14 protein-coding genes are annotated in these 18,935 nt (G+C 72.8%); 10 read left to right on the top strand and 4 right to left on the bottom strand.

The features are described 5' to 3' along the window. Window positions 1-54: 54 nt before the first annotated feature. Window positions 55-1,245 (top strand): zinc-dependent alcohol dehydrogenase, encoded by a 1,191-nt coding sequence (locus IE142_RS26650; RefSeq protein ID WP_191888106.1) that lies wholly within the window; start codon window positions 55-57, stop codon window positions 1,243-1,245. Window positions 1,246-1,282: 37 nt separating this feature from the next. Here the strand turns inward: IE142_RS26650 and IE142_RS26645 are convergent, their stop codons facing one another. Next, complete coding sequence (locus IE142_RS26645; RefSeq protein WP_191888105.1) at window positions 1,283-2,338, bottom strand: ATP-dependent DNA ligase; 1,056 nt, start codon at window positions 2,336-2,338, stop codon at window positions 1,283-1,285. Window positions 2,339-2,593: 255 nt separating this feature from the next. Between IE142_RS26645 and IE142_RS26640 the strand changes: the two genes are divergently transcribed. Then, window positions 2,594-4,288 carry a TlrC/CarA/OleB/SrmB family ABC-F type ribosomal protection protein gene (locus IE142_RS26640; RefSeq protein ID WP_191888104.1) on the top strand — a complete coding sequence of 565 codons (1,695 nt, stop codon included), beginning with the start codon at window positions 2,594-2,596 and terminating at the stop codon, window positions 4,286-4,288. Window positions 4,289-4,383: 95 nt separating this feature from the next. Beyond that, window positions 4,384-5,409 (top strand): non-homologous end-joining DNA ligase, encoded by a 1,026-nt coding sequence (gene ligD, locus IE142_RS26635; RefSeq protein ID WP_191888103.1) that lies wholly within the window; start codon window positions 4,384-4,386, stop codon window positions 5,407-5,409. 1 nt (window position 5,410) lies between these two features. Here the strand turns inward: ligD and IE142_RS26630 are convergent, their stop codons facing one another. Beyond that, complete coding sequence (locus tag IE142_RS26630) at window positions 5,411-7,600, bottom strand: OmpL47-type beta-barrel domain-containing protein (RefSeq protein WP_191888102.1); 2,190 nt, start codon at window positions 7,598-7,600, stop codon at window positions 5,411-5,413. A 14-nt stretch (window positions 7,601-7,614) separates the two neighbouring features. Next, the gene (locus IE142_RS26625) at window positions 7,615-10,092 is read right to left on the bottom strand and encodes a ThuA domain-containing protein (RefSeq protein WP_191888101.1); all 2,478 of its coding nucleotides are present in this window, start codon (window positions 10,090-10,092) and stop codon (window positions 7,615-7,617) included. A gap of 209 nt (window positions 10,093-10,301) precedes the next feature. Here IE142_RS26625 and IE142_RS26620 point away from each other — a divergent pair, with 209 nt between their 5' ends. After that, on the top strand, window positions 10,302-11,309 hold the full coding sequence (locus IE142_RS26620) for a multicopper oxidase domain-containing protein (RefSeq protein WP_191888100.1): 1,008 nt from the start codon (window positions 10,302-10,304) through the stop codon (window positions 11,307-11,309). Window positions 11,310-11,528: 219 nt separating this feature from the next. Then, a complete protein-coding gene (locus IE142_RS26615) occupies window positions 11,529-12,578 on the top strand; it encodes a LacI family DNA-binding transcriptional regulator (protein WP_191888099.1) in 1,050 nt (349 codons plus the stop codon). Window positions 12,579-12,771: 193 nt separating this feature from the next. Here IE142_RS26615 and IE142_RS26610 read toward each other — a convergent pair whose 3' ends face one another. Beyond that, on the bottom strand, window positions 12,772-13,356 hold the full coding sequence (locus IE142_RS26610; protein WP_191888098.1) for a helix-turn-helix domain-containing protein: 585 nt from the start codon (window positions 13,354-13,356) through the stop codon (window positions 12,772-12,774). Window positions 13,357-13,474: 118 nt separating this feature from the next. Between IE142_RS26610 and IE142_RS26605 the strand changes: the two genes are divergently transcribed. The 5 genes from IE142_RS26605 to IE142_RS26585 form a co-directional block, all read left to right on the top strand. After that, entirely contained in the window at window positions 13,475-14,311 is an 837-nt protein-coding gene (locus IE142_RS26605; RefSeq protein ID WP_191888097.1) for an EamA family transporter, read from the top strand. 27 nt (window positions 14,312-14,338) lie between these two features. Continuing rightward, on the top strand, window positions 14,339-14,986 hold the full coding sequence (locus tag IE142_RS26600; RefSeq protein WP_191888096.1) for an FMN-binding negative transcriptional regulator: 648 nt from the start codon (window positions 14,339-14,341) through the stop codon (window positions 14,984-14,986). 50 nt (window positions 14,987-15,036) lie between these two features. Next, the gene (locus IE142_RS26595; RefSeq protein WP_191888095.1) at window positions 15,037-15,741 is read left to right on the top strand and encodes a B3/B4 domain-containing protein; all 705 of its coding nucleotides are present in this window, start codon (window positions 15,037-15,039) and stop codon (window positions 15,739-15,741) included. A 148-nt stretch (window positions 15,742-15,889) separates the two neighbouring features. Then, window positions 15,890-16,147: a WhiB family transcriptional regulator gene (locus tag IE142_RS26590; RefSeq protein WP_043377641.1), complete on the top strand. Its 258-nt coding sequence runs from the start codon at window positions 15,890-15,892 to the stop codon at window positions 16,145-16,147. Window positions 16,148-16,187: 40 nt separating this feature from the next. Further along, window positions 16,188-18,935: hypothetical protein (locus IE142_RS26585; RefSeq protein WP_191888094.1), on the top strand; the 2,748-nt coding region annotated here is incomplete at its 3' end.

Raw genomic sequence — 18,935 nt, 5'->3', positions numbered from 1 at the left:
ACCCGGCCGCCATGCAAGACCGACGCGCACGGGCGACGGAGGGAGCGCGAGACGATGAAGGCAGTGACGTGGCAGGGCAAGCGGGACGTGCGGGTGGAGGAGGTGCCCGACCCGAAAATCCAGGAACCGACGGACGCCGTCATCCGCGTCACGTCCTCCGGTCTGTGCGGCTCCGACCTGCACCTGTACGAGGTGCTCACGCCGTTCATGACGCCGGGCGACATCCTCGGACACGAGCCCATGGGCATCGTGGAGGAGGTCGGCCCCGAGGTGACCGGACTGAAGCCCGGCGACCGGGTCGTCGTGCCGTTTCAGATCGCGTGCGGGCACTGCTACATGTGCGGCACCGGACTGCCGACCCAGTGCGAGACCACCCAGGTCACCGGGGAGGGCATGGGGGCCCCGCTCTTCGGCTACACCCGCCTGTACGGCGCGGTCCCCGGCGGCCAGGCCGAGTACCTGCGGGTGCCGCAGGCGCAGTACGGCCCGATCAAGGTGCCCGAGGGCCCGGCCGACGACCGCTTCGTCTACCTCTCCGACGTCCTGCCCACCGCGTGGCAGGCGGTCGAGTACGCCGCCGTCCCGCAGGGCGGCACCGTGGCCGTGCTCGGTCTCGGCCCGATCGGCGACATGGCCTGCCGGGTCGCACGGGCCAAGGGTGCCGGGCGGGTCTTCGGCATCGATCTGGTGCCGGAGCGGCTGCGGCGGGCCCGTGAGCGGGGTGTGGAGACGTACGACCTGCGGTCCTTCGACAAGGAGAAGGAACTCGTCGCGGCGATCCAGGACGAGACCGACGGCCGCGGACCGGACGCCGTGATCGACGCGGTCGGCACCGAGGCGCACGGCAGCGCCGCCGCGAAGATGGTGCAGCAGGCCGCCGCGGTGATGCCCCGGGCCATCGGCGGCCCGCTGGCGGAACGGGCCAGCATCGACCGGCTCGCCGCCCTCTACACCGCCATCGACCTGGTGCGGCGCGGCGGCACGATCTCGCTGTCCGGCGTCTACGGGGGCATGGCCGACCCGATGCCTATGCTCACCCTGTTCGACAAGCAGATCCAGCTGCGGATGGGGCAGGCCAACGTACGCCGCTGGAGCGACCAGATCATCCCGTACCTCACGGACGAGGACCCCCTCGGCGTCGACGACTTCGCCACCCACCGGGTGCCGCTGACCGACGCGCCGCACGCGTACGAGATGTTCCAGAAGAAGCAGGACGGCGCGGTCAAGGTGCTCATGAAGCCGTGAGGGCCGGGGTGGGCCGGGCGGCCGCGGACCGGGGCCGTCAGGGGCCGCCGAGGATCTCCGCCAGGTCGTAGCGGACCGGCTCCTCCAGCTGGGCGAAGGTGCAGCTCTCCGGCGTCCGGTCCGGGCGCCACCGGCGGAAGCGGGCCGTGTGCCGGAAGCGCGCGCCGTTCTCCATGTGGTCGTACGCCACCTCGACCACCCGCTCCGGCCGCAGCGGCACCCAGGACAGGTCCTTCTTGCCCGACCAGCGGCTGGGCGCGCCGGGCAGCCGAGCCCCCTCGTGTGCCGACTCCTCGGCCCACGCGGCCCACGGATGACCCCCGACGTCGTCCATGCGCAGCGGCTCCAGCTCGGCGCGCCGTTTCATGGTGAACGCGGCGCTCACCCCGACGTGCTGCAGGACGCCCTTGCCGTCGTACAGGCCGAGCAGCAGCGAGCCGACCACCGGGCCGCTCTTGTGCAGGCGGTAACCGGCGACGACCACGTCCGCCGTGCGCTCGTGCTTGATCTTGTACATGGCGCGTTCGTCCTGCCGGTAGCGCATGTCGAGCGGCTTGGCGACGACACCGTCCAGACCCGCGCCCTCGTACTGCTCGAACCACCGCCGGGCCACCTCGATGTCGTCCGTCGCCGGCGCCACGTGCACCGGCGCGGTGACGCCGGACAGCGCCCGCACCAGGCGCGCCCGCCGGTCGGCGAGGGGCACGTCGAGCAGGGACTCGTCGTCCAGCGCCAGCAGGTCGAAGGCCACGAGCGATGCGGGCGTCCTCTCGGCCAGCATCCGCACCCGGGAGTCCGCCGGATGGATCCGCTCGGTGAGCGCGTCGAAGTCGAGGTGCCCCTCCCGTGCGACGACGATCTCGCCGTCCACCACGCACCGCTCGGGCAACCGTTCCCGCACCGCCGCCACCAGCTCCGGGAAGTACCTGGTCAGTGGCTTGCCGGTGCGGCTGCCGAGCTCGACCTCGGCGCCGTCGCGGAACACGATCGACCGGAACCCGTCCCACTTGGCCTCGTAGTGCATCCCCGGCGGGATCTTCGCCACGGACCTGGCGAGCATCGGCTTCACGGGCGGCATGACGGGCAGATCCATGGTGCGACTGTACGAGCGGCCCGGGGACCTCGCCTGTTAAGGTTGCCGGGTGATCGGGTTCTACTACTTCTACATCTGATACCGCCCCGGGAGACCGGGCGCCGATGCCGCCGCGCGCAAGCGGCGTGAGTCCGGCTGCCCGTCAGGGTCCCCGGGCAGGCCGTCGCGCCGCTCTCACACCGTCCGACCGCCCGTCGGTGACCCCTCCCTCCGTATCGGCCACCTGTTCACGTCTTCCGATATGGCGGATCACCCATGCATCGGCGTACCTCTGACGCCCCCACCTGCCCCACCACCCCTGCCACGTCCACGCCCGGCTCGGGCGCCTTCCAGGTCGTCCTGGACGACGTCGTCCGCGCACCCGGCGGCCGGCCGCTCCTGGACGGCGTGCACCAGTCGGTGTCCCTCGGCGAGCGCATCGGCGTCATCGGCGAGAACGGCACCGGCAAGTCGACCCTGCTGCGGCTCCTGGCCGGCACCGACCGGTCCGACGCGGGGCACGTCCGCGTCCACGCCCCCGGCGGCGCCGGATACCTCCCGCAGACCCCCGACCTGCCCCCGGACGACACCGTCCAGGACGCCGTCGACCACGCCCTCGCCGACCTGCGGGCCCTGGAGGCCGCCCTGCGCCGGGCCGAAGAGGCGCTGGCGGAGGCCGGGCCCGACGAGCTCGACGGCCTGCTCGCCACGTACGGCGAGCTCCTGGAGGCGTTCGAGGCCCGCGACGGCTACGCGGCCGACGCCCGCGTCGAGTCCGCCCTGCACGGGCTGGGCCTGCGCCACATCTCGCCCGACCGGCGCCTCGGCAGCCTCTCGGGCGGCGAACAGGCCCGCCTGGGCCTGGCCTGCCTGCTGGCGGCCGCACCCCAGCTCCTGCTGCTCGACGAACCGACCAACCACCTCGACGTACCGGCCGTGGAATGGCTGGAGGAGCACCTGCGCACCCACCGCGGCAGCGTCCTGGCCGTCTCCCACGACCGCGTGTTCCTGGAACGCGTCGCGACCGCCCTGTGGGAGGTGGACGGCGAGCGCCGCACCGTGCACCGGCACGGCGGCGGCTACGCGGGCTACCTGCGCGCCAAGGCGGGCGCCCGGTGCCGCTGGGAACAGCAGTACGCCGACTGGCAGCGGGAGTTGGCGGAGCAGCGCGCCCTGGCCCGCCGCGCCGCCGATACCCTGGCCGCGGGACCCCGGCGCCGGGCCAACGCCGACCGCGAGGGCCAGCGCCATCAGCGCAGCGTGGAGAAGCAGATCTCCACGCGTGTCCGGCAGGCCAAGGAGCGGGTCCGGCGCCTGGAGGAGAACCCGGTGCCGCCGCCCCCGGCGCCCCTGCGATTCCGGGTCCGGGTCGAGGGCGGCGAGACGGACCACGAGGGCCCGCTCGCCGACCTGCACCGGGTCGCCGTCGGCGACCGGCTCGACGTGCACGACTTCACCGTCGACCCGGGCGAGCGGATCCTGGTCACCGGGGCGAACGGCGCGGGCAAGAGCACGCTGCTGCGGGTCCTCGCCGGTGACCTGCGACCCGACCGGGGCACGTGCACACGTCCCGAACGCATCGGCTGGCTGCCCCAGGAGACCGCGGTCACCCACCCGCGGCGGACCCTGCTGGACGCCTACGCGGCAGGGCTGCCCGGCGCCCCGGGGGAGCACCGAGGTGCTCTGCTGAGCCTCGGCCTGTTCCGCCTCCCCGACCTGACGACGGCGGTCGGTGACCTGTCCACCGGGCAGCTGCGCCGACTGGCGCTGGCCCGGCTGCTGCGCGACCCGGTGGACCTGCTGCTCCTGGACGAGCCCACGAACCACCTCTCACCCGCCCTGGTGGAGGACTTCGAGGAGGCGCTGCACCACTATCGCGGCGCCCTGGTGATGATCTCCCACGACCGCATGGTCGCCCGGCGGTTCACCGGCCGCCGGGTCAGGATGAGCGACGGCACCCTGGCCGAGTAGGCGCGTCGCCGCCCGGGACGTCCGTCGGCGAACGGACCCCGGGCGGCCCGCCGCCTGATGTGCGAGGTGACCCGGGTGCGCCTACCGTTGCTCGCATGGCGGAAGCGGTGGAACTGGAAGCGGGCGGACGGACCGTGCGGCTGTCCAGCCCGGGCAAGGTCTTCTTCCCCGAGCGCGGCTACACCAAGCTCGACCTGGCCCGCTACTACCAGGCCGTCGCCCCCGGGATCCTGCGCGCCCTGCGCGACCGGCCCACCACCCTGCAGCGCTACCCGGACGGCATCACCGGCGAGTGGTTCTACCAGAAGCGCGCCCCCAAGGGCATGCCCGACTGGATCCCCACCGCGCACATCTCCTTCCCGAGCGGTCGCAGCGCCGACGAGATGTGCCCCACCGAGGAGGCCGCGGTCCTGTGGGCCGCCCAGTACGGCACCCTCACCTTCCACCCCTGGCCGGTGCGCCGCGACGACGTCGACCACCCCGACGAGCTGCGCATCGACCTCGACCCGCAGCCCGGCACCGACTACGACGACGCCGCCCGCGCCGCCCATGAACTCCGTGCCGTACTGGAGGAGTTCGGCGGACTGCGCGGCTGGCCCAAGACCTCCGGCGGACGCGGCATCCACGTCTTCGTGCCGATCGAGCCCCGCTGGACCTTCACCCAGGTGCGGCGCGCCGCCATCGCCGTCGGACGCGAGATGGAACGCCGGATGCCCGAGCAGGTCACCATCAAATGGTGGAAGGAGGAGCGCGGCGAGCGCATCTTCATCGACTACAACCAGACCGCCCGGGACCGCACCATCGCCTCCGCGTACTCCGTGCGCCCCCGCCCGCACGCCCCGGTCTCCGCGCCGCTGACCTGGGACGAGGTGGGCGTCGCCCACCCGCAGGACTTCGACATCACGACCATGCCCGCGCGCTTCGCCGAACTCGGCGACGTGCACGCGGGCATGGACGACCGTTCCTACTCCCTCGACGCCCTGCTGGAGCTGGCGACGAAGGACGAGCACGACCACGGGCTCGGTGATCTGCCGTACCCGCCCGAGTATCCGAAGATGCCGGGGGAACCCAGCCGGGTACAGCCGAGCCGCGCGAAGAAGCCGCGCCCTCAGAAGAGCTGACCTACAACTCCCTGATCCTCACGTCCCGGTACGACACCACGTCCGTCGTGCCGTGGACCTGGAGCCCGACGTAACCGGAGGCGTACCGCCGCCCGTCCGTGCCCGGGTCGTCCGAGCGCGGCGGGTAGAAGTCCTGGCCGCCGGTGTTGTCGAACTCGTTGATCAGCACGCCGTTGCGGTAGACGGAGTAGTGCTGGTCGACCACACGGATCTCGTAGTCGTTCCAGGTGCCCTTCTCCGTCACCCCGGCGCCGGCCAGGCCCACCCGGTCGAAGCCGTAGATCGACCCTGACTTGTACATGTCGCCGGTCGGGCTGTCGAACACCTGCACCTCGTGCCCGTACTTGATGGCGACCCACTCCGGCCGGGACTCCTCCGGGTGGTCGTGGACCTGCGGGAAGCGCACGAAGACGCCGCCGTTGGTGTTGGCCGTGCCGGGCGCGTCGTCCCGCCACTGGAGCTTCAGCGAGAAGTCCCCGTACTTGCGCTCCGGGAACCACAGCATGCCCATGCCGGGCGTGCTGGTGCTTGAGGTGATCGAGCCGTCCTCGTTCAGCGCGAACGAACCGCCGCCCACCTGCTGCCACTTGGCGAAGGACTCCTGGGAGCCGTCCAGGATCGCCCGGTAGCCCTCGGTCTGGCCGGGCACGCCGATCTTCGACTGGCGGGCGGCCTTGTTGATCGCCCGGTACTCGCGGCGGTCGACGACACCCTCGTCCAGCAGCGCGTCCGTGACCTCGCGGACGTGCTTGAGGAAGAGCTGCTGTGACGACCAGTCCTTCTCGTCCTCGATCAGCTCGTTGATCCGGCACCGGTTGTTCGTGACCCGGTTCGGCACACCCGTGTCGACCGTGCCGACGATCACCGTGAGCCGTTCGTCGTACTCCGGGCAGGGCGGCGGCGGCACCTGTCCCGACACCACCGTGAAGCTCACGGTCAGCGGTGCGGAGGTGTTGCCCGCCCTGTCGCTCGCCCGGTAGCTCACGGTGTGCCGGCCCACCCGGTCGACGATCACGGGCTCGGTGTACGCCAGGTAGGGCCCGGCGTCGAGGGAGTACTCGATGCCGGCCACCCCGGAGCCGCCCTCGTCGGTGGCGCTGACGGTCACCTTGGCGCTGCCGACGTACGCGCCGTCGGAGTCCTTGCTGCCCTCCACGGTCGCGCCGGTCACCGGCGGCACGGTGTCCTGCGGGGGAGCGGCGACGACGGTGAAGGCCACGCTCTTGACCGCCGCGGCGTTGCCCGCCTTGTCGGTGGCGCGGTAGCGCACGGTGTGCTCGCCGGCCTCGTGCACCATGACGGGCGCGGTGTACGCCTGCCAGGCGCCGTCCCCGACGGCGTACTCGATGGTGTTGACGCCGGAACCGGTGTCGGAGGCGGTGACGGTCACCGTCGCCATGTCGATGTAGGCACCGTCCGCGTTCTTCTCGCCGCTGACCGTCGCCGAGGTCTCCGGCGCGGTCGTGTCGTCGGTGTCCGGGGCGGCCACGGCGAAGGTCACGCTCTTCTCCTCGGCGGCGTTGCCCGCCTTGTCGAACGCCCGGTAGCGCACCGTGTGCTCGCCGACCTGGTCGACGACGACCGGCGTGGTGTACGGCTGCCAGGCGCCGTCGGCGCCGATCGCGTACTCGATCCGCTCGACGCCGGAGCCGCCCTCGTCGGTGGCGCCGAGCGTGACGGTCGCGGAGCCGACGTAGGCGCCGTCGGCGTTCTGCACGCCGCCGACCTCGGCCGACGTCTCGGGCGCCGTGGTGTCGTCGCCACCGCCGCCCTCGGTCACCACGAGCACGCCCTTCATCTCCCCGTGGCCGGGGATCGTGCAGTGGTAGAGGTAACGGCCGGGGGTGAGGGTGACCTCGGCGGTGTGCTTGCCGCCCTGGTCGTCGAAGGGGTTGGCCAGGATGTTGAGCTGGACGTCCTGGTTGTACTCGGGGTCGCTGGTCACGAACGTCAGCGTGTGCGGCATGCCGGTGGTGTTGCCGGTCGCCTCACTGTTCTCGAAGACGATCGTGGCGGGACCCGCCACCGCCGTCTCCGGCGCCGACGTGTACCTGCTGATGTCGTTCCCGGCGGTCCAGGTGAGGACCTGGTCCGCCGCGGCGGCCTTCGCCTCGGTCCTGGGCTGCCCGGAGGCGGACGTCGCCTGCAGTCCGAGCATCATCAGCAGGCCGGCCAGCAGCGCGGCCCACATTCTTCGTCCACGTATCACTCGGTCCCCCTCGCCAGCTGTCCGGCGGCCGGCGTCGGGCCGCCGCCCTCGTAGGTGACCCGCCACAGGGCGGACTTGGAGTCCGAGGTGAAGAAGCCGCGGCCGTAGTCGAGGACGTACAGCGCGCCGTCCGGGCCGAACTTCCAGCCCATCAGGTTCTTGATGCCGTCGTTGCCGACCGGCACGATCTTCTTCAGCGACTCCGAGTGCACCGGCAGACCGCCGTCACCCTGCGTCTTCGGGTCCATCAGCACCGCGTTGCGCGGCTGGTCGGCGTCGTAGAAGTCACCGACGAACCACTTGCCGTCCCAGTACGCGGGCCACTTGGTCTCGCTGGTGCTGTCCGCGTCGTAGCGGTAGACCGGGCCGTTCATCGCGGCCTGGCCGCCGCCCTTGAGCCAGGGCAGCTTGTACGTGCCCTCCTCCTGCTTGTACGACGGGACGCCGTTCTCGTCGCGCGGGAAGTCGGGGCCGCCGCCCTGCGGCGAGTACCAGATGTTGTTGCCGGTCACCGGCGGCAGGTTGACCAGGCCGTCGTTGTTCGGCGACTCGTTCTTCGGGGCGTCGCAGTCGTACCAGCCCAGCGGCTCGGACGGGTCCGGCAGGTTGCGGTCCCGGTAGGGCTGCTTGTTGCCCATGCAGTACGGCCACCCGCGGTTGCCCGCCTCGGTGATCACGGCGAACGTGTCGTACTTCGCCGGACCCCAGATCGGCGACGGGGCGCCGGCGTCCGGCCCGACCCAGCCCGCGTACAGGGTGTCGGTCCGCGTGTCGACGGAGATGCGCGCCGGGTTGCGGACGCCCATCACGTAGATCTCGCCGCGCGTCTTGCCGCCGCCCTCGGCGGTCTCCTTGCCGGTGAACAGGTTGCCCTCGGGAAGCGTGTACGTCCCGTCCGGCTCCGGGTGGATGCGCAGGATCTTGCCGTTGAGGTTGTTGGTGTTGCCGGCGGTGCGGCGCGCGTCGGCGAAGGACACGCCCTTGAAGTCGGGCTCCGGGTTGTTGCCGGAGTAACCGTCGCTGAAGCCGCTGGAGTTGTTGTCACCGGTGGCGATGTACAGGTTGCCCTTGGAGTCCCAGGCCATCCCGCCGCCCGCGTGGCAGCAGCTGTGGATCTGCACCGGCCACTTCAGCAGCACCTTCTCACTGCCGAGGTCCAGCTTGTCGGTCGCCCGGTCGAGCGTGAAGCGGGAGACCCGCCGCTCGGCCATGCGGGTCTCGCGGTTGATCTCGGAGTGCGGCGTGTAGTGCAGATACACCCAGCCGTTCTCGGAGAACTTCGGGTCCAGCTCGATGCCGAGCAGGCCCTCCTCGACCTTGGTCAGCTCGTCGCCGCCGCCCTTGTTGCCGAAGACGGTCAGCTCGCCGGCCAGGGTGACCTCCTTCGTCTTCGGGTCCCAGACGTGGATCTCGCCCTTGCCCTTGCCGATGTCCGGGTTGTTCCAGTCGGTGATCACGGGCTGGGAGGAGTCGGCACCGCCCCGGCCGATGTAGAGGACGCGGCCGTCGGGGGCGGTGACCAGGCCGTGCGGTTCGCCGATCTGGTCGTTCCGGCCCGGCTGGTTGGGCTCGGTCAGGCGCTCGGCCTCGTAGTTGCCGGTGATGGTGGCCTTGCAGTCGGCCTGAGCCAGCCGCGTCGTCCACATCAGGGCGCCGCGCAGGTGGGCGCGGAAGTCTGTCTCGTCGTACGACGACACCGTGCCGCCCATGCCGGTGTAGAAGGACCGGCCGCCGTCGTAGTCCCGGCACCAGCTGACCGGGTGGTCCGCGCCGTTGGCGCTCGCTCCGGGCGCGTAGGTCGACTCGCGCACCCGGGCCACGGTGTGGACGTCACCGGACGGGTTCTGCTGCCAGTTCAGCCACTCGTCGGGGCGCTTCCACTCCATCGGCAGGTCCTTGGTGGCCGGATGGCGCCGGTCACCGACCTCGACGGTGGCCCGCTGGACCTCGGTGGGGCTGGAGGCGGCCGGGCGGGCGCCGACCAGACCGGTGAACCAGTCCGAGTACGGCTCCGCGCGGGCCGCGTCGTGGATGCCGACGAAACCGCCGCCGGCCTCCATGTACATCTCCAGACCCGCTTCCTGAGCGGGTGTCAGGACGTCGCCGCCGCCGGTCAGGAACACGACCGCGTTGAAGCGGCTCAGCCTCTTGTCGTTGGTGAAGACGTCGGCGTCGTCCGTGGCCTCGACCCGGAAGCGTTCCCGGGCGGGACCGGACAGCCCGATCCGCTCGATGGCCGAAATGCCGGCGTTCACGACCGGTGACTCGTCGCCCGCCGCGGCGGACCCGTAGAAGATCAGCACCCGTACGTTCGCGCCGCCCGGGGGCGACTTGATCGACATCGTTGTCAGGGACGGATCCGGCGCCGGACGCGCGCTGGCGGCCGGGCCGGCCAGCAGTCCCGCGGCGACGAAACCGGCGGTGGCGAACGCCGCCCAGCCTCTACTTCTCGCGCTCAACCCTCTCAAGGGCATGGGCACCTCCTAGGTCACGGCAGCAGCGCCAAGGAAGCTAGACCTCTTTGCGCCGTTCGCCAATAGGTATGACCGGGATCCAACGAACTTTGTCCTGAGTGTGGATAAACCAGTCGGCAGCCGGTACGGTCCCACAGGTTCATCACAGCCAATCGGGGTCATTCATTGGCGCGTCTCCGCAATTTCCGTGACAACGTGGGGAGTTCGGCATGGACAGGCGAGGCTTCAACCGACGGGTACTGCTGGGCGGCGCGGCCGTCGCGACATCGTTGTCCATGGCGCCGGAGACCGCGGGCGCGGCCGGCGAGGCCAAGGGGGTCACCGCGAGGACGGCACCGGCGGGCGGCGAGGTGAGACACATCAAGATGTACGCCGAAAAGCTGCCCGACGGTCAGATGGGCTACGGCCTCGAGAAGGGCAAGGCGTCCGTCCCCGGCCCGCTGATCGAGCTCAACGAGGGCGACACGCTGCACATCGAGTTCACGAACACGATGGACGTGCGGGCGAGCCTGCACGTCCACGGCCTGGACTACGAGATCTCCAGCGACGGTACGGCGATGAACAAGAGCGACGTCGAGCCCGGCGGCACCCGCACCTACACCTGGCGCACCCACAGGCCCGGCCGCCGCGCGGACGGCACCTGGCGGGCGGGCAGCGCCGGTTACTGGCACTACCACGACCACGTCGTCGGCACCGAGCACGGCACGGGCGGCATCCGCAAGGGCCTGTACGGCCCGGTGATCGTGCGCCGCAAGGGCGACGTACTGCCGGACGCCACGCACACCATCGTCTTCAACGACATGCTCATCAACAACCGCGAGCCGCACACCGGGCCGAACTTCGAGGCCACCGTGGGCGACCGCGTCGAGATCGTGATGATCACGCACGGCGAGTTCTACCACACCTTCCACATGCACGGTCACCGCTGGGCCGACAACCGCACCGGCATGCTCACCGGCCCCGACGACCCGAGCCAGGTCATCGACAACAAGATCACCGGGCCGGCGGACTCCTTCGGCTTCCAGATCATCGCGGGGGAGGGGGTGGGCGCCGGGGCGTGGATGTACCACTGCCACGTGCAGAGCCACTCCGACATGGGGATGGTGGGGCTGTTCCTGGTGAAGAAGCCGGACGGCACGATCCCCGGCTACGACCCGCACGAGCACGCGCACGGCGGTGGCGAGCAGACCGCGGAGGCGCCCGCGCACCAGCACTGAGGGGCACCCGGCCGTGCCCGCCGTCGTCGGGGCAGGAGCGGCCGGTCCCGCCGTCGGAACGGGACGGTCAGGAGTAATGGGCCGCTCTCATGGGATCATGCGCCGATCGTCCCGCCGCGCGGCGTGCCGGGCGAGCCGGTTTTTCCGCGCCGAGAGCGCTCTCTGTGCCGCGGCGGCTGCCGCTATCCTGTGCCGCAGCCGCCGACGAGGAGCCCCGAAGTGACCGACACAGCGCCGCGTCCCACGCTGGAGGCCGTGGCCGAGCGGGCCGGGGTCTCGCGGGCCACCGTCTCCCGGGTGGTCAACGGCGCGCACGGGGTGCGGGACGCGCTGGCGGACCGGGTCCGGCGCGCGGTGGAGGAACTCGGTTACGTGCCCAACCAGGCCGCCCGCTCCCTCGTGACCAGACGCCACGACGCCGTCGCCGTCGTCGCCGCCGAGCCGGAGACCAGGGTCTTCGCCGACCCCTACTTCGCCCAGCAACTGCGCGGCATCAGCAAGGAACTGACGGCCCACGACAACCAGCTCGTGCTGCTGCTCACCGAGGGCCGAGAGGACCACGCCCGCGTCGGCCGCTACCTGGCCGGCGGCCACGTCGACGGCGCGCTGGTCTTCTCCCTGCACCTCGACGACCCGCTGCCCGGCCTCGTCCGCGGCGCCGGTGTGCCGACCGTGTTCGGCGGGCGCCCCGGCTGGGACGACGGCCGGGACGACGTGGTCTACGTGGACAGCGACAACCGCGGCGGTGCCCGCGCCGCCGTGCGCCACCTAACCGGCCTCGGCCGCACCCGGATCGCGCACATCACCGGCCCGCTCGACCAGACCTCCGCCGCCGACCGGCTGGCCGGCTTCCGCGACGTGCGCGCGGACGCCGACGCGGGGCTGGTCGCGCGCGGGGACTTCACCTCGGGCGGCGGCGAGCGGGCGATGCGGGAACTGCTCGACCGCTACCCCGACCTGGACGCCGTCTTCGCCGCCAACGACCTCACCGCGGCGGGCGCCCTCAGGGTGCTGCGCGAGCGCGGACGGCGGGTGCCGGACGACGTGGCCGTGGTCGGCTTCGACGACATGCTGCCGGTCGCCGAGGAGACCGACCCGCCGCTGACCACGGTCCGTCAGGACATCGAGGGGATGGGGCGGCTGATGGCTCGTCTGCTGCTGCGCGGCCTGGACCGGGACACCGCGCCCGAGCCCACCACCGGGGTATCGGCCGGCGCACCGTCGGGCGTGATCCTGCCGACGACCCTGGTCCGCCGCGCCAGCGCGTGAGGCGGGCGGCGGAGACGGCCGCCGGGGCGAGGCCCCTCCTGGCCCGCCCGGCGGCTGCCGGGCGGTCGCCACGGCGACGGACGACCGGCACGGGGCCCAGAGCGCCGGTCATCAGCGACGACCGTTCGGCTGGGGTGAACGACGCGCCGGTCATCGATGGCGACCGGGCGGCAAGGGGCGCACGACGCGCCGGTCAAGCCGGGGAGCCGGGACCCGGCGGGATGTGGACGGTCATGAGCAGGTGGCACGTCCCGGAGCCCGAGCCGCGGTAGGTGTGGGGGGTGTCGCCGTCGAACGTGGCGGTCTGCCCGGCCTCGACCGCGTGCTCGGTGCCGTCGACGACGAGCACCATCTGCCCGGCGGTGACGCTGACGGTCTCCACGACGCCGCTCTGGTGCGGGTGGCTGGGGTACTCCTCGCCCGGTTCGAGTCTCCAGCGCCAGACCTCGACCGGGGCGGGTCCCGACGTGGTCAGCACGAGCCGCGCCTCGCCGCCCTTCTCCCCGGCCCACAAGGGCATGACGGCGTCGGCGGACACGACCCGGACACGGCCTTCGGCGGGCCCTTCCATCAGCGCCGACACCGAGACGCCGAGCGTGTCGGCGAGGCGGACCAACGTGGCGAAGTTCGGATTGCCCTGTGCCTTCTCCAGGCCGACCAGGGCGCCCTTGCTGACCTTGGCGCGGCGGCCGAGTTCGTCCAGGGACAGTCCGGCGCGGGTGCGGGCCGCGCGGACGTTGTGCGCGAGCGTCCGCAACGCCGCCTCGGTCTCGGCCATCGCTGTCGCCCCTCCAGGCAGTGGGTCAGTGCATTGCACCGTGCAGTCGTTCGGTTGACGACTTTCGGTCGGTGCGTTGTACGGTGTGGTCGTTCCATTGATAGTAAGGGATGTCCCCGTGATCGCTCTGCTGCTGGCCCTGGGCAGCTCCCTCGCCTACGGATGCGCGGACTTCCTCGGCGGCCTCGGCGCCCGCAAGGCCCACGTCCTGTGCACCGTGATGATCGCCGCCCCGGCCTCGCTCACCTTGGAGCTGCTGCTGTGGCCCTTCCTCGGCGCCTCCTTCGCCCCGGCCACCCTCGCCTGGGGCGCCGCGTCCGGTGTCGCGTCGGCCGCCGCGTTCGCCTTGCTATACCGCACGCTCGCGATCGGACCGATGAACGTCCTGTCCCCGGTCACGGCACTGATCTCGGCGATGCTGCCGGTCGGCGTGGGGTTGGTGCAGGGCGAGAGCCTGGGCCCGGCCGGGCTGATCGGTCTGCCGCTGGCGCTGGCGGCGGTGGTGCTGGTCAGCGCCGGGCACGGCGTCGGCGGTGCCCGGCCGTCGCGGACCGCGCTGCTCCTGGCCTTCGGCGCCGGCGCCGCCATCGCCCTGCAGCTGGTCTTCCTGCACCAGGCACCGTCCGACAGCGGCGTCGGCCCGCTGATCGTCGGCCGCGCCGTGTCCTCCGCGGTCACGCTGGCCGCCGCCGGCCTGCTGTTCCGGCGGCTGGGCCCGCAGAAGCCCGCTCACGCCCTGTCGGCGACGGCCGGTGTGCTGGACTCGGTGGCCAACCTGCTCTTCCTGCTCGCCGCCCGCAGCGGCGACCTGGCCGTCGTCGCCGTGATCACCGCCCTGTACCCGGCCGGCACCGTCCTGCTCGCCCGCGGCGTCCTCGCCGAGCGGATCCACCGGGGCCAGCTCATCGGCCTGGGCGCCGCCGCCGTCGCCGTCAGCCTCCTCGCCCTCACCTGACCCCGCACCCCTTGAAGGGAATCCGGCATGTTCATCCAGCCCTGGGACGCCGCTCTGGACGACGCCGAGTGGCGGGCCTGGATCGCCGACGGACACGACTTCGGCCTCCTCGCCGTCAACGGCCCGCCCGGAGACGCGCCGATCGTCGTGCCCACCCACTTCGCCGTCGACGACGGCACCCTGCTGATTCACCTCGCCCGCCCCAACCCCGTCTGGAAACCGATCGAGACCGACCCGAACGTCACCTTCACCGTCACCGGCGACTACGCCTTCGTCCCCGGCCCCTGGCGCGCCAAGCCCGGCACCCCGCCCGCCGAAGGCGTCCCGACCAGCTACTACGCGGCCGTCCAGTTCACCTGCCGGGCCGCGCTCGTCGACGACCCCGCGGACAAGGCCGAGCTGCTGCGCCGGCAGATGGCGCACTTCCAGCCCGAGGGCGACCACGCCCCCATCGAGACCGACCAGCCCCCTTACGGGCGGATGCTGTCCGGCATCCGCGGCCTGCGCCTGGACATCACCGAGGTCCGCGCGAAGTTCAAGTACGACGACCACAAACCCGTCGAGCAGCGCGCCGACACCGCCCGCCGGCTCACCGAACGCGGCCGGGCCCTGGACGCGCCGACCGCGAACCAACAGCTGCGGCGCCTGGACCGCATCGGACCCTGGAAATCCTGACCCCCACACCCCCGCCCCCGCCCCCGCACCCTGATCCCGAACGGACCGCTGTGACCTCCTTCCGCATCAACCCCGCCGTCACGGACGCCTTCCCCGACACACTCATCGCCGTCGTCACCGCGACCGGCCTGCGCGGCCACGAACACTGGCCGGCCACCACCAGCGCCCTGGAGAACCTGGAACGGCAGCTCGCCGAGGGCGCCTGGCGGCCCGCCGACGAGGGCGACCCGCGCATCGAGGCATGGCACACCGCGTACCGCTCCTTCGGCACCAACCCCCGCCGCATCCGGCCCAGCGTCGACGCCCTCGGCCGCCGCATGGCGAAGAAGGGCACCCTGCCCCGGATCAACCCGGCCGTCGACTCCTACAACGCGGTCTCCGTCCGCCACGGTCTGCCCGCCGGCGCCTTCGACCTCGACCACGTCACCGGCGACGTGGAGATCCGCCACGCCGACGGCACCGAGACCTTCACCCCGCTCGGCGAGCCCGACGCCACCGAGCACCCCAAGCGCGGGGAGATCATCTACATCGACACCACCGGCGTACTGACCCGCCACTGGAACCACCGCGACGCCCACCGCACCCGCGTCACCGAGGACTCCACCCAGGTCGCCTTCGTCCTCGAAACCCTCCACGCCGACCGCGACGGACACCTCCTGGAGGCCGCAGTCGCTCAACTGCGGGAACTGCTCACCCCGCACGCCGAACGGACGCAGGCGCTCTACCTCCACCGGGAGAACCACCGGACCGCCTGACCCGCACCGTCCACGACGACGGACCCCTGCGCGCGCCGCCGTGCGACGAAGCGCCGGGCAGGGGACCATCGGGTCGGCCGGGAGCCAGGCGGCGCGCCGTTGATCGCGCGTTGATCGAACGTTTTTCGCCGCCCGGCACGCTCCTGCCATGCACATCGACACCATCGCGACGCCCGACACCATCGCGACGCCCGACCTCGCCTGGCAGGAGGAGGCGTTGTGCGCACAGACCGGGGCCGACTTCTTCTTCCCCGAGCCCGGCAGCTCCGTACGGGACGCGAAGCGGATCTGCGCCCTGTGCCCGATCCGCTCGGTCTGCCTGGAGTACGCCCTGAGCCACGACGAGCGGTTCGGCGTCTGGGGCGGGCTGTCGGAGAAGGAGAGGCTGGCCCTGCGTCGCGGTTAATTCGCTGTGCCCCGCCCGCCACGGCAGGCACAATCCCCGCATGTCGCCGACCTCCGCACAGCACGAGGCCGAGAGCCTGCTGCACGCCCTCGACCCGCTCGACCACCCGCGCCGCATGCGCGAACTCGTGGTGCGCGCGGGGGGGTTGAGTGCCTGTCGGCCCGTGCTCGTCGAACTGGAACGGCACGGAGCCTACGGGCGCGGGCTCGCCGTGGTCGCCGCGTCCGCCACGGGCGACGCCGGGTGGATCGCGGACCGCATCGCGGACACCGACCCGTACGTGCGTGGTCACGCCCTGCGGGTCGCCGACAGCCTGCGCATACCGGACGCGGCGTTCGAGGCCGCGCTCGCCGACGCCCCCGAGGCGGCCCGCCGGGACCTCCAGCGCGCCGTCGTGGCCGGCCGCCGCACCGCCCTCGCCGACCGCCTGGTCGACGGGCTCCGGCGCGACCGGGGCGACATCGAGGCGGCCCGCCTGCTGCCGGGCTGCTCCGCACCGGTGGTCGCCCGGCTGCTGCCCGGCCTGCTGCCCGCCGTCCGGGCCTGGCGCACGCTCGCCAAGCGGCACCACACGGCGCTGCTCGACGTGCTGGAAGGGGAGCTGACCGCGCTGCCCGAAGCCTTGCACGACACCTGGTGGCACCGGTACGCGCACGCCATGGCGACCCTCGCGCCCCTCGCGCCCGGAAGGGTGCTCGGACTGCTGGACCGGCAGGGGCCGAGCCGGCTGCCGAACGGACTGCGCGTCCACCTCCCCGCGTTCGCCGCCGCCGACCCGCGCCGGGTACTGCGGCTGCTGCCCACACCCGCCTGGAACTCCGTCGTGGGCGTCCACCGGCTGGGGCGCACCGCGCTGTACCGGCTGACCCGCACCCACTCGCCCGAACTCGTCGCCTACGGTCGGGCCCTGATGCCGTACGGCGGCCTGCCGCGACTGCTGAAGGCGCTCCCGCCCGCGCGGCGCCACGCCCTGTACACGGCCGTCCGCGAGGGGCGCGGAATCGGAGCGGTGACCGTCGACGCGCAGCTGCTCGCAGTGCTGCCGCGCCGCCACGCGGTCCAGGAGGCCCGCGAGACCGCGGCACGCGCGCGTGAGCGGGGCGCCCACGCGGTCACGGTCCTCACCGCCGAGTCCTTCCTGCCGGTGGCCGAGGTCCGCGACCGGCTGCTGGCCGCCACCGCGCGCCCGGACGCCGAGGACCGCGCCCGGGCCTGGCCCCTGCTGATCGGCAACGCCGCACGCTCCGGCGACCCGGCCGCCGTCACCGCCGCCCTGCGGGACATGGCGCGGTTGCGCAACGAACAGGACCCCGTGCGGTCGGCCGCCCTGCGGGCCCTGACCGGCACGCGTGCCGCGCTCTTCACCGAGGAGTCCGCCCCGCACCTGGAGCGCTTCGCCACGGACGCCGTCGAGGCCCGCGACGGTTCTGGCGAGACCCGTCGGCTGCTGACGGATCTGGCGCTCGCCGTGCTCGGTGAGCACGCGGCGGGCGGCCCGGGCGCGCTGGTCGACTGGTCGCTGCGCGCCCTGGTCCACCTGGCCGAGAGCACCGGCCGCGTGGACCTCGGCCGCCTCGACCGCACCCTGCGGCGCGGTCAGGAACACCTCGTGTTCGAGGCCCTGCGGCCGTGGCTCGATGCCCGTGCCGGGAAGGGCGACCACCGTCCGGTCCTGGCCCTCGCCGAGTCCGTCGGCCGCCGGGCCGAGGGCATGAGCGCGCTTCAGGAGATGCTGTGGCGGGCGTTCCGCGACGGCGACGTCACAGCCGCGAGCGGCGCGCTGCTGGAGTGGCTGAAGCCGGTCCGCACACGCGACGAACGGGTGGCGCGCGTCCTGGCCCGCGACCCGTCGGCGGCCGACCTGCCGGTCGTGTGGTCGCTGCTCGTGCGGCGCCGCACCGACCTGCTCGGCGTGCTGCTCGCCGACGCCCCGCCGCACGGTCGGTTCCTGCCCGAGGGCAGGCAGCCCACCATGTGGGTGGAGGCCGCGGACGCGCGGCGCTGGGTACCGCGTCAGCAGGCACTTCTGCTGCGGCGCCTGTCGGCGCGGGCGGCGGACACCTCGCTGCCGCACTGCGAGCGTGCCGAGGCCGTCACCGAGGCCGCCGGGGTGCCCGACGGCGGTGCCGAGGTCGCACGCCGCTGGACGGCGTCGCCGGACATCGAGATCGCCGAGGCCGCGCTCGCCGCACTCGCCCGCAGCGACCGGGCAGCCGAGGCGCTGCCCGAGCTGCTGGCGCACGCCGGCGGCGACCGGGCCCGCGTCGCCGTGTACGCCGTCGCACGGGCGTCCCGGCACGCACTGCCGTCGTGGCTCGCCGCTCAGCTGAAGGACGTACTGCGGGCGCCGGACGCCAAGGTGACCAGCCGCAAGGAGGCGGTCCGGATCGCCGCCGCCCGGCTTCCCGTACCGGAGGCGGCCGCGCTGGTCACCGACGTGTACGCCGGTCAGGACACCCATCCCGACGTGCGCGCCGCCTGTGTCGCGGCCGCCGGCGGGCTGCTCGGGCACGAGGGGGTCTGGGAGCTGCTGCACGACGCCGCGGGCGGCGCGCCGGTCCTGCGGGCGGCGGTGCTGCGGGTGTCGCCGCTGGATCTGCCCGAGATCCACCGCGCGCGGTACGCGCGGCTGGTGCGCGGGGTCGCCGTCACCGACGACCCCGCCACGGCGGGCAGCGCCCTGCGGGCGTTGGCCCGTTGGACCCCGTGGTCGGCCGAGGCGCCCGGGGCGCTGGCCGCGGCCGTCACGGACCTCGCGAACCGCGAGACGTGGCGCTCGGCGGCGAGC

The sequence above is a fragment of the Streptomyces mutabilis genome (assembly GCF_014649815.1).
Taxonomy (GTDB): Bacteria; Actinomycetota; Actinomycetes; order Streptomycetales; family Streptomycetaceae; genus Streptomyces; species Streptomyces mutabilis.
The sequence above is the reverse complement of the archived record's forward strand: the minus strand, read 5'-3'. Positions and strand labels throughout refer to the sequence as shown.

Bases quoted from the DNA above. Each gene is read 5' to 3' on its own strand.
- IE142_RS26650 (WP_191888106.1), top strand. From the start codon at position 55: ATGAAGGCAGTGACGTGGCAGGGCAAGCGGGACGTGCGGGTGGAGGAG.
- IE142_RS26645 (WP_191888105.1), bottom strand. From the start codon at position 2,338: ATGGATCTGCCCGTCATGCCGCCCGTGAAGCCGATGCTCGCCAGGTCC.
- IE142_RS26640 (WP_191888104.1), top strand. From the start codon at position 2,594: ATGCATCGGCGTACCTCTGACGCCCCCACCTGCCCCACCACCCCTGCC.
- ligD (WP_191888103.1), top strand. From the start codon at position 4,384: ATGGCGGAAGCGGTGGAACTGGAAGCGGGCGGACGGACCGTGCGGCTG.
- IE142_RS26630 (WP_191888102.1), bottom strand. From the start codon at position 7,600: ATGTGGGCCGCGCTGCTGGCCGGCCTGCTGATGATGCTCGGACTGCAG.
- IE142_RS26625 (WP_191888101.1), bottom strand. From the start codon at position 10,092: ATGCCCTTGAGAGGGTTGAGCGCGAGAAGTAGAGGCTGGGCGGCGTTC.
- IE142_RS26620 (WP_191888100.1), top strand. From the start codon at position 10,302: ATGGACAGGCGAGGCTTCAACCGACGGGTACTGCTGGGCGGCGCGGCC.
- IE142_RS26610 (WP_191888098.1), bottom strand. From the start codon at position 13,356: ATGGCCGAGACCGAGGCGGCGTTGCGGACGCTCGCGCACAACGTCCGC.
- IE142_RS26600 (WP_191888096.1), top strand. From the start codon at position 14,339: ATGTTCATCCAGCCCTGGGACGCCGCTCTGGACGACGCCGAGTGGCGG.
- IE142_RS26590 (WP_043377641.1), top strand. From the start codon at position 15,890: ATGCACATCGACACCATCGCGACGCCCGACACCATCGCGACGCCCGAC.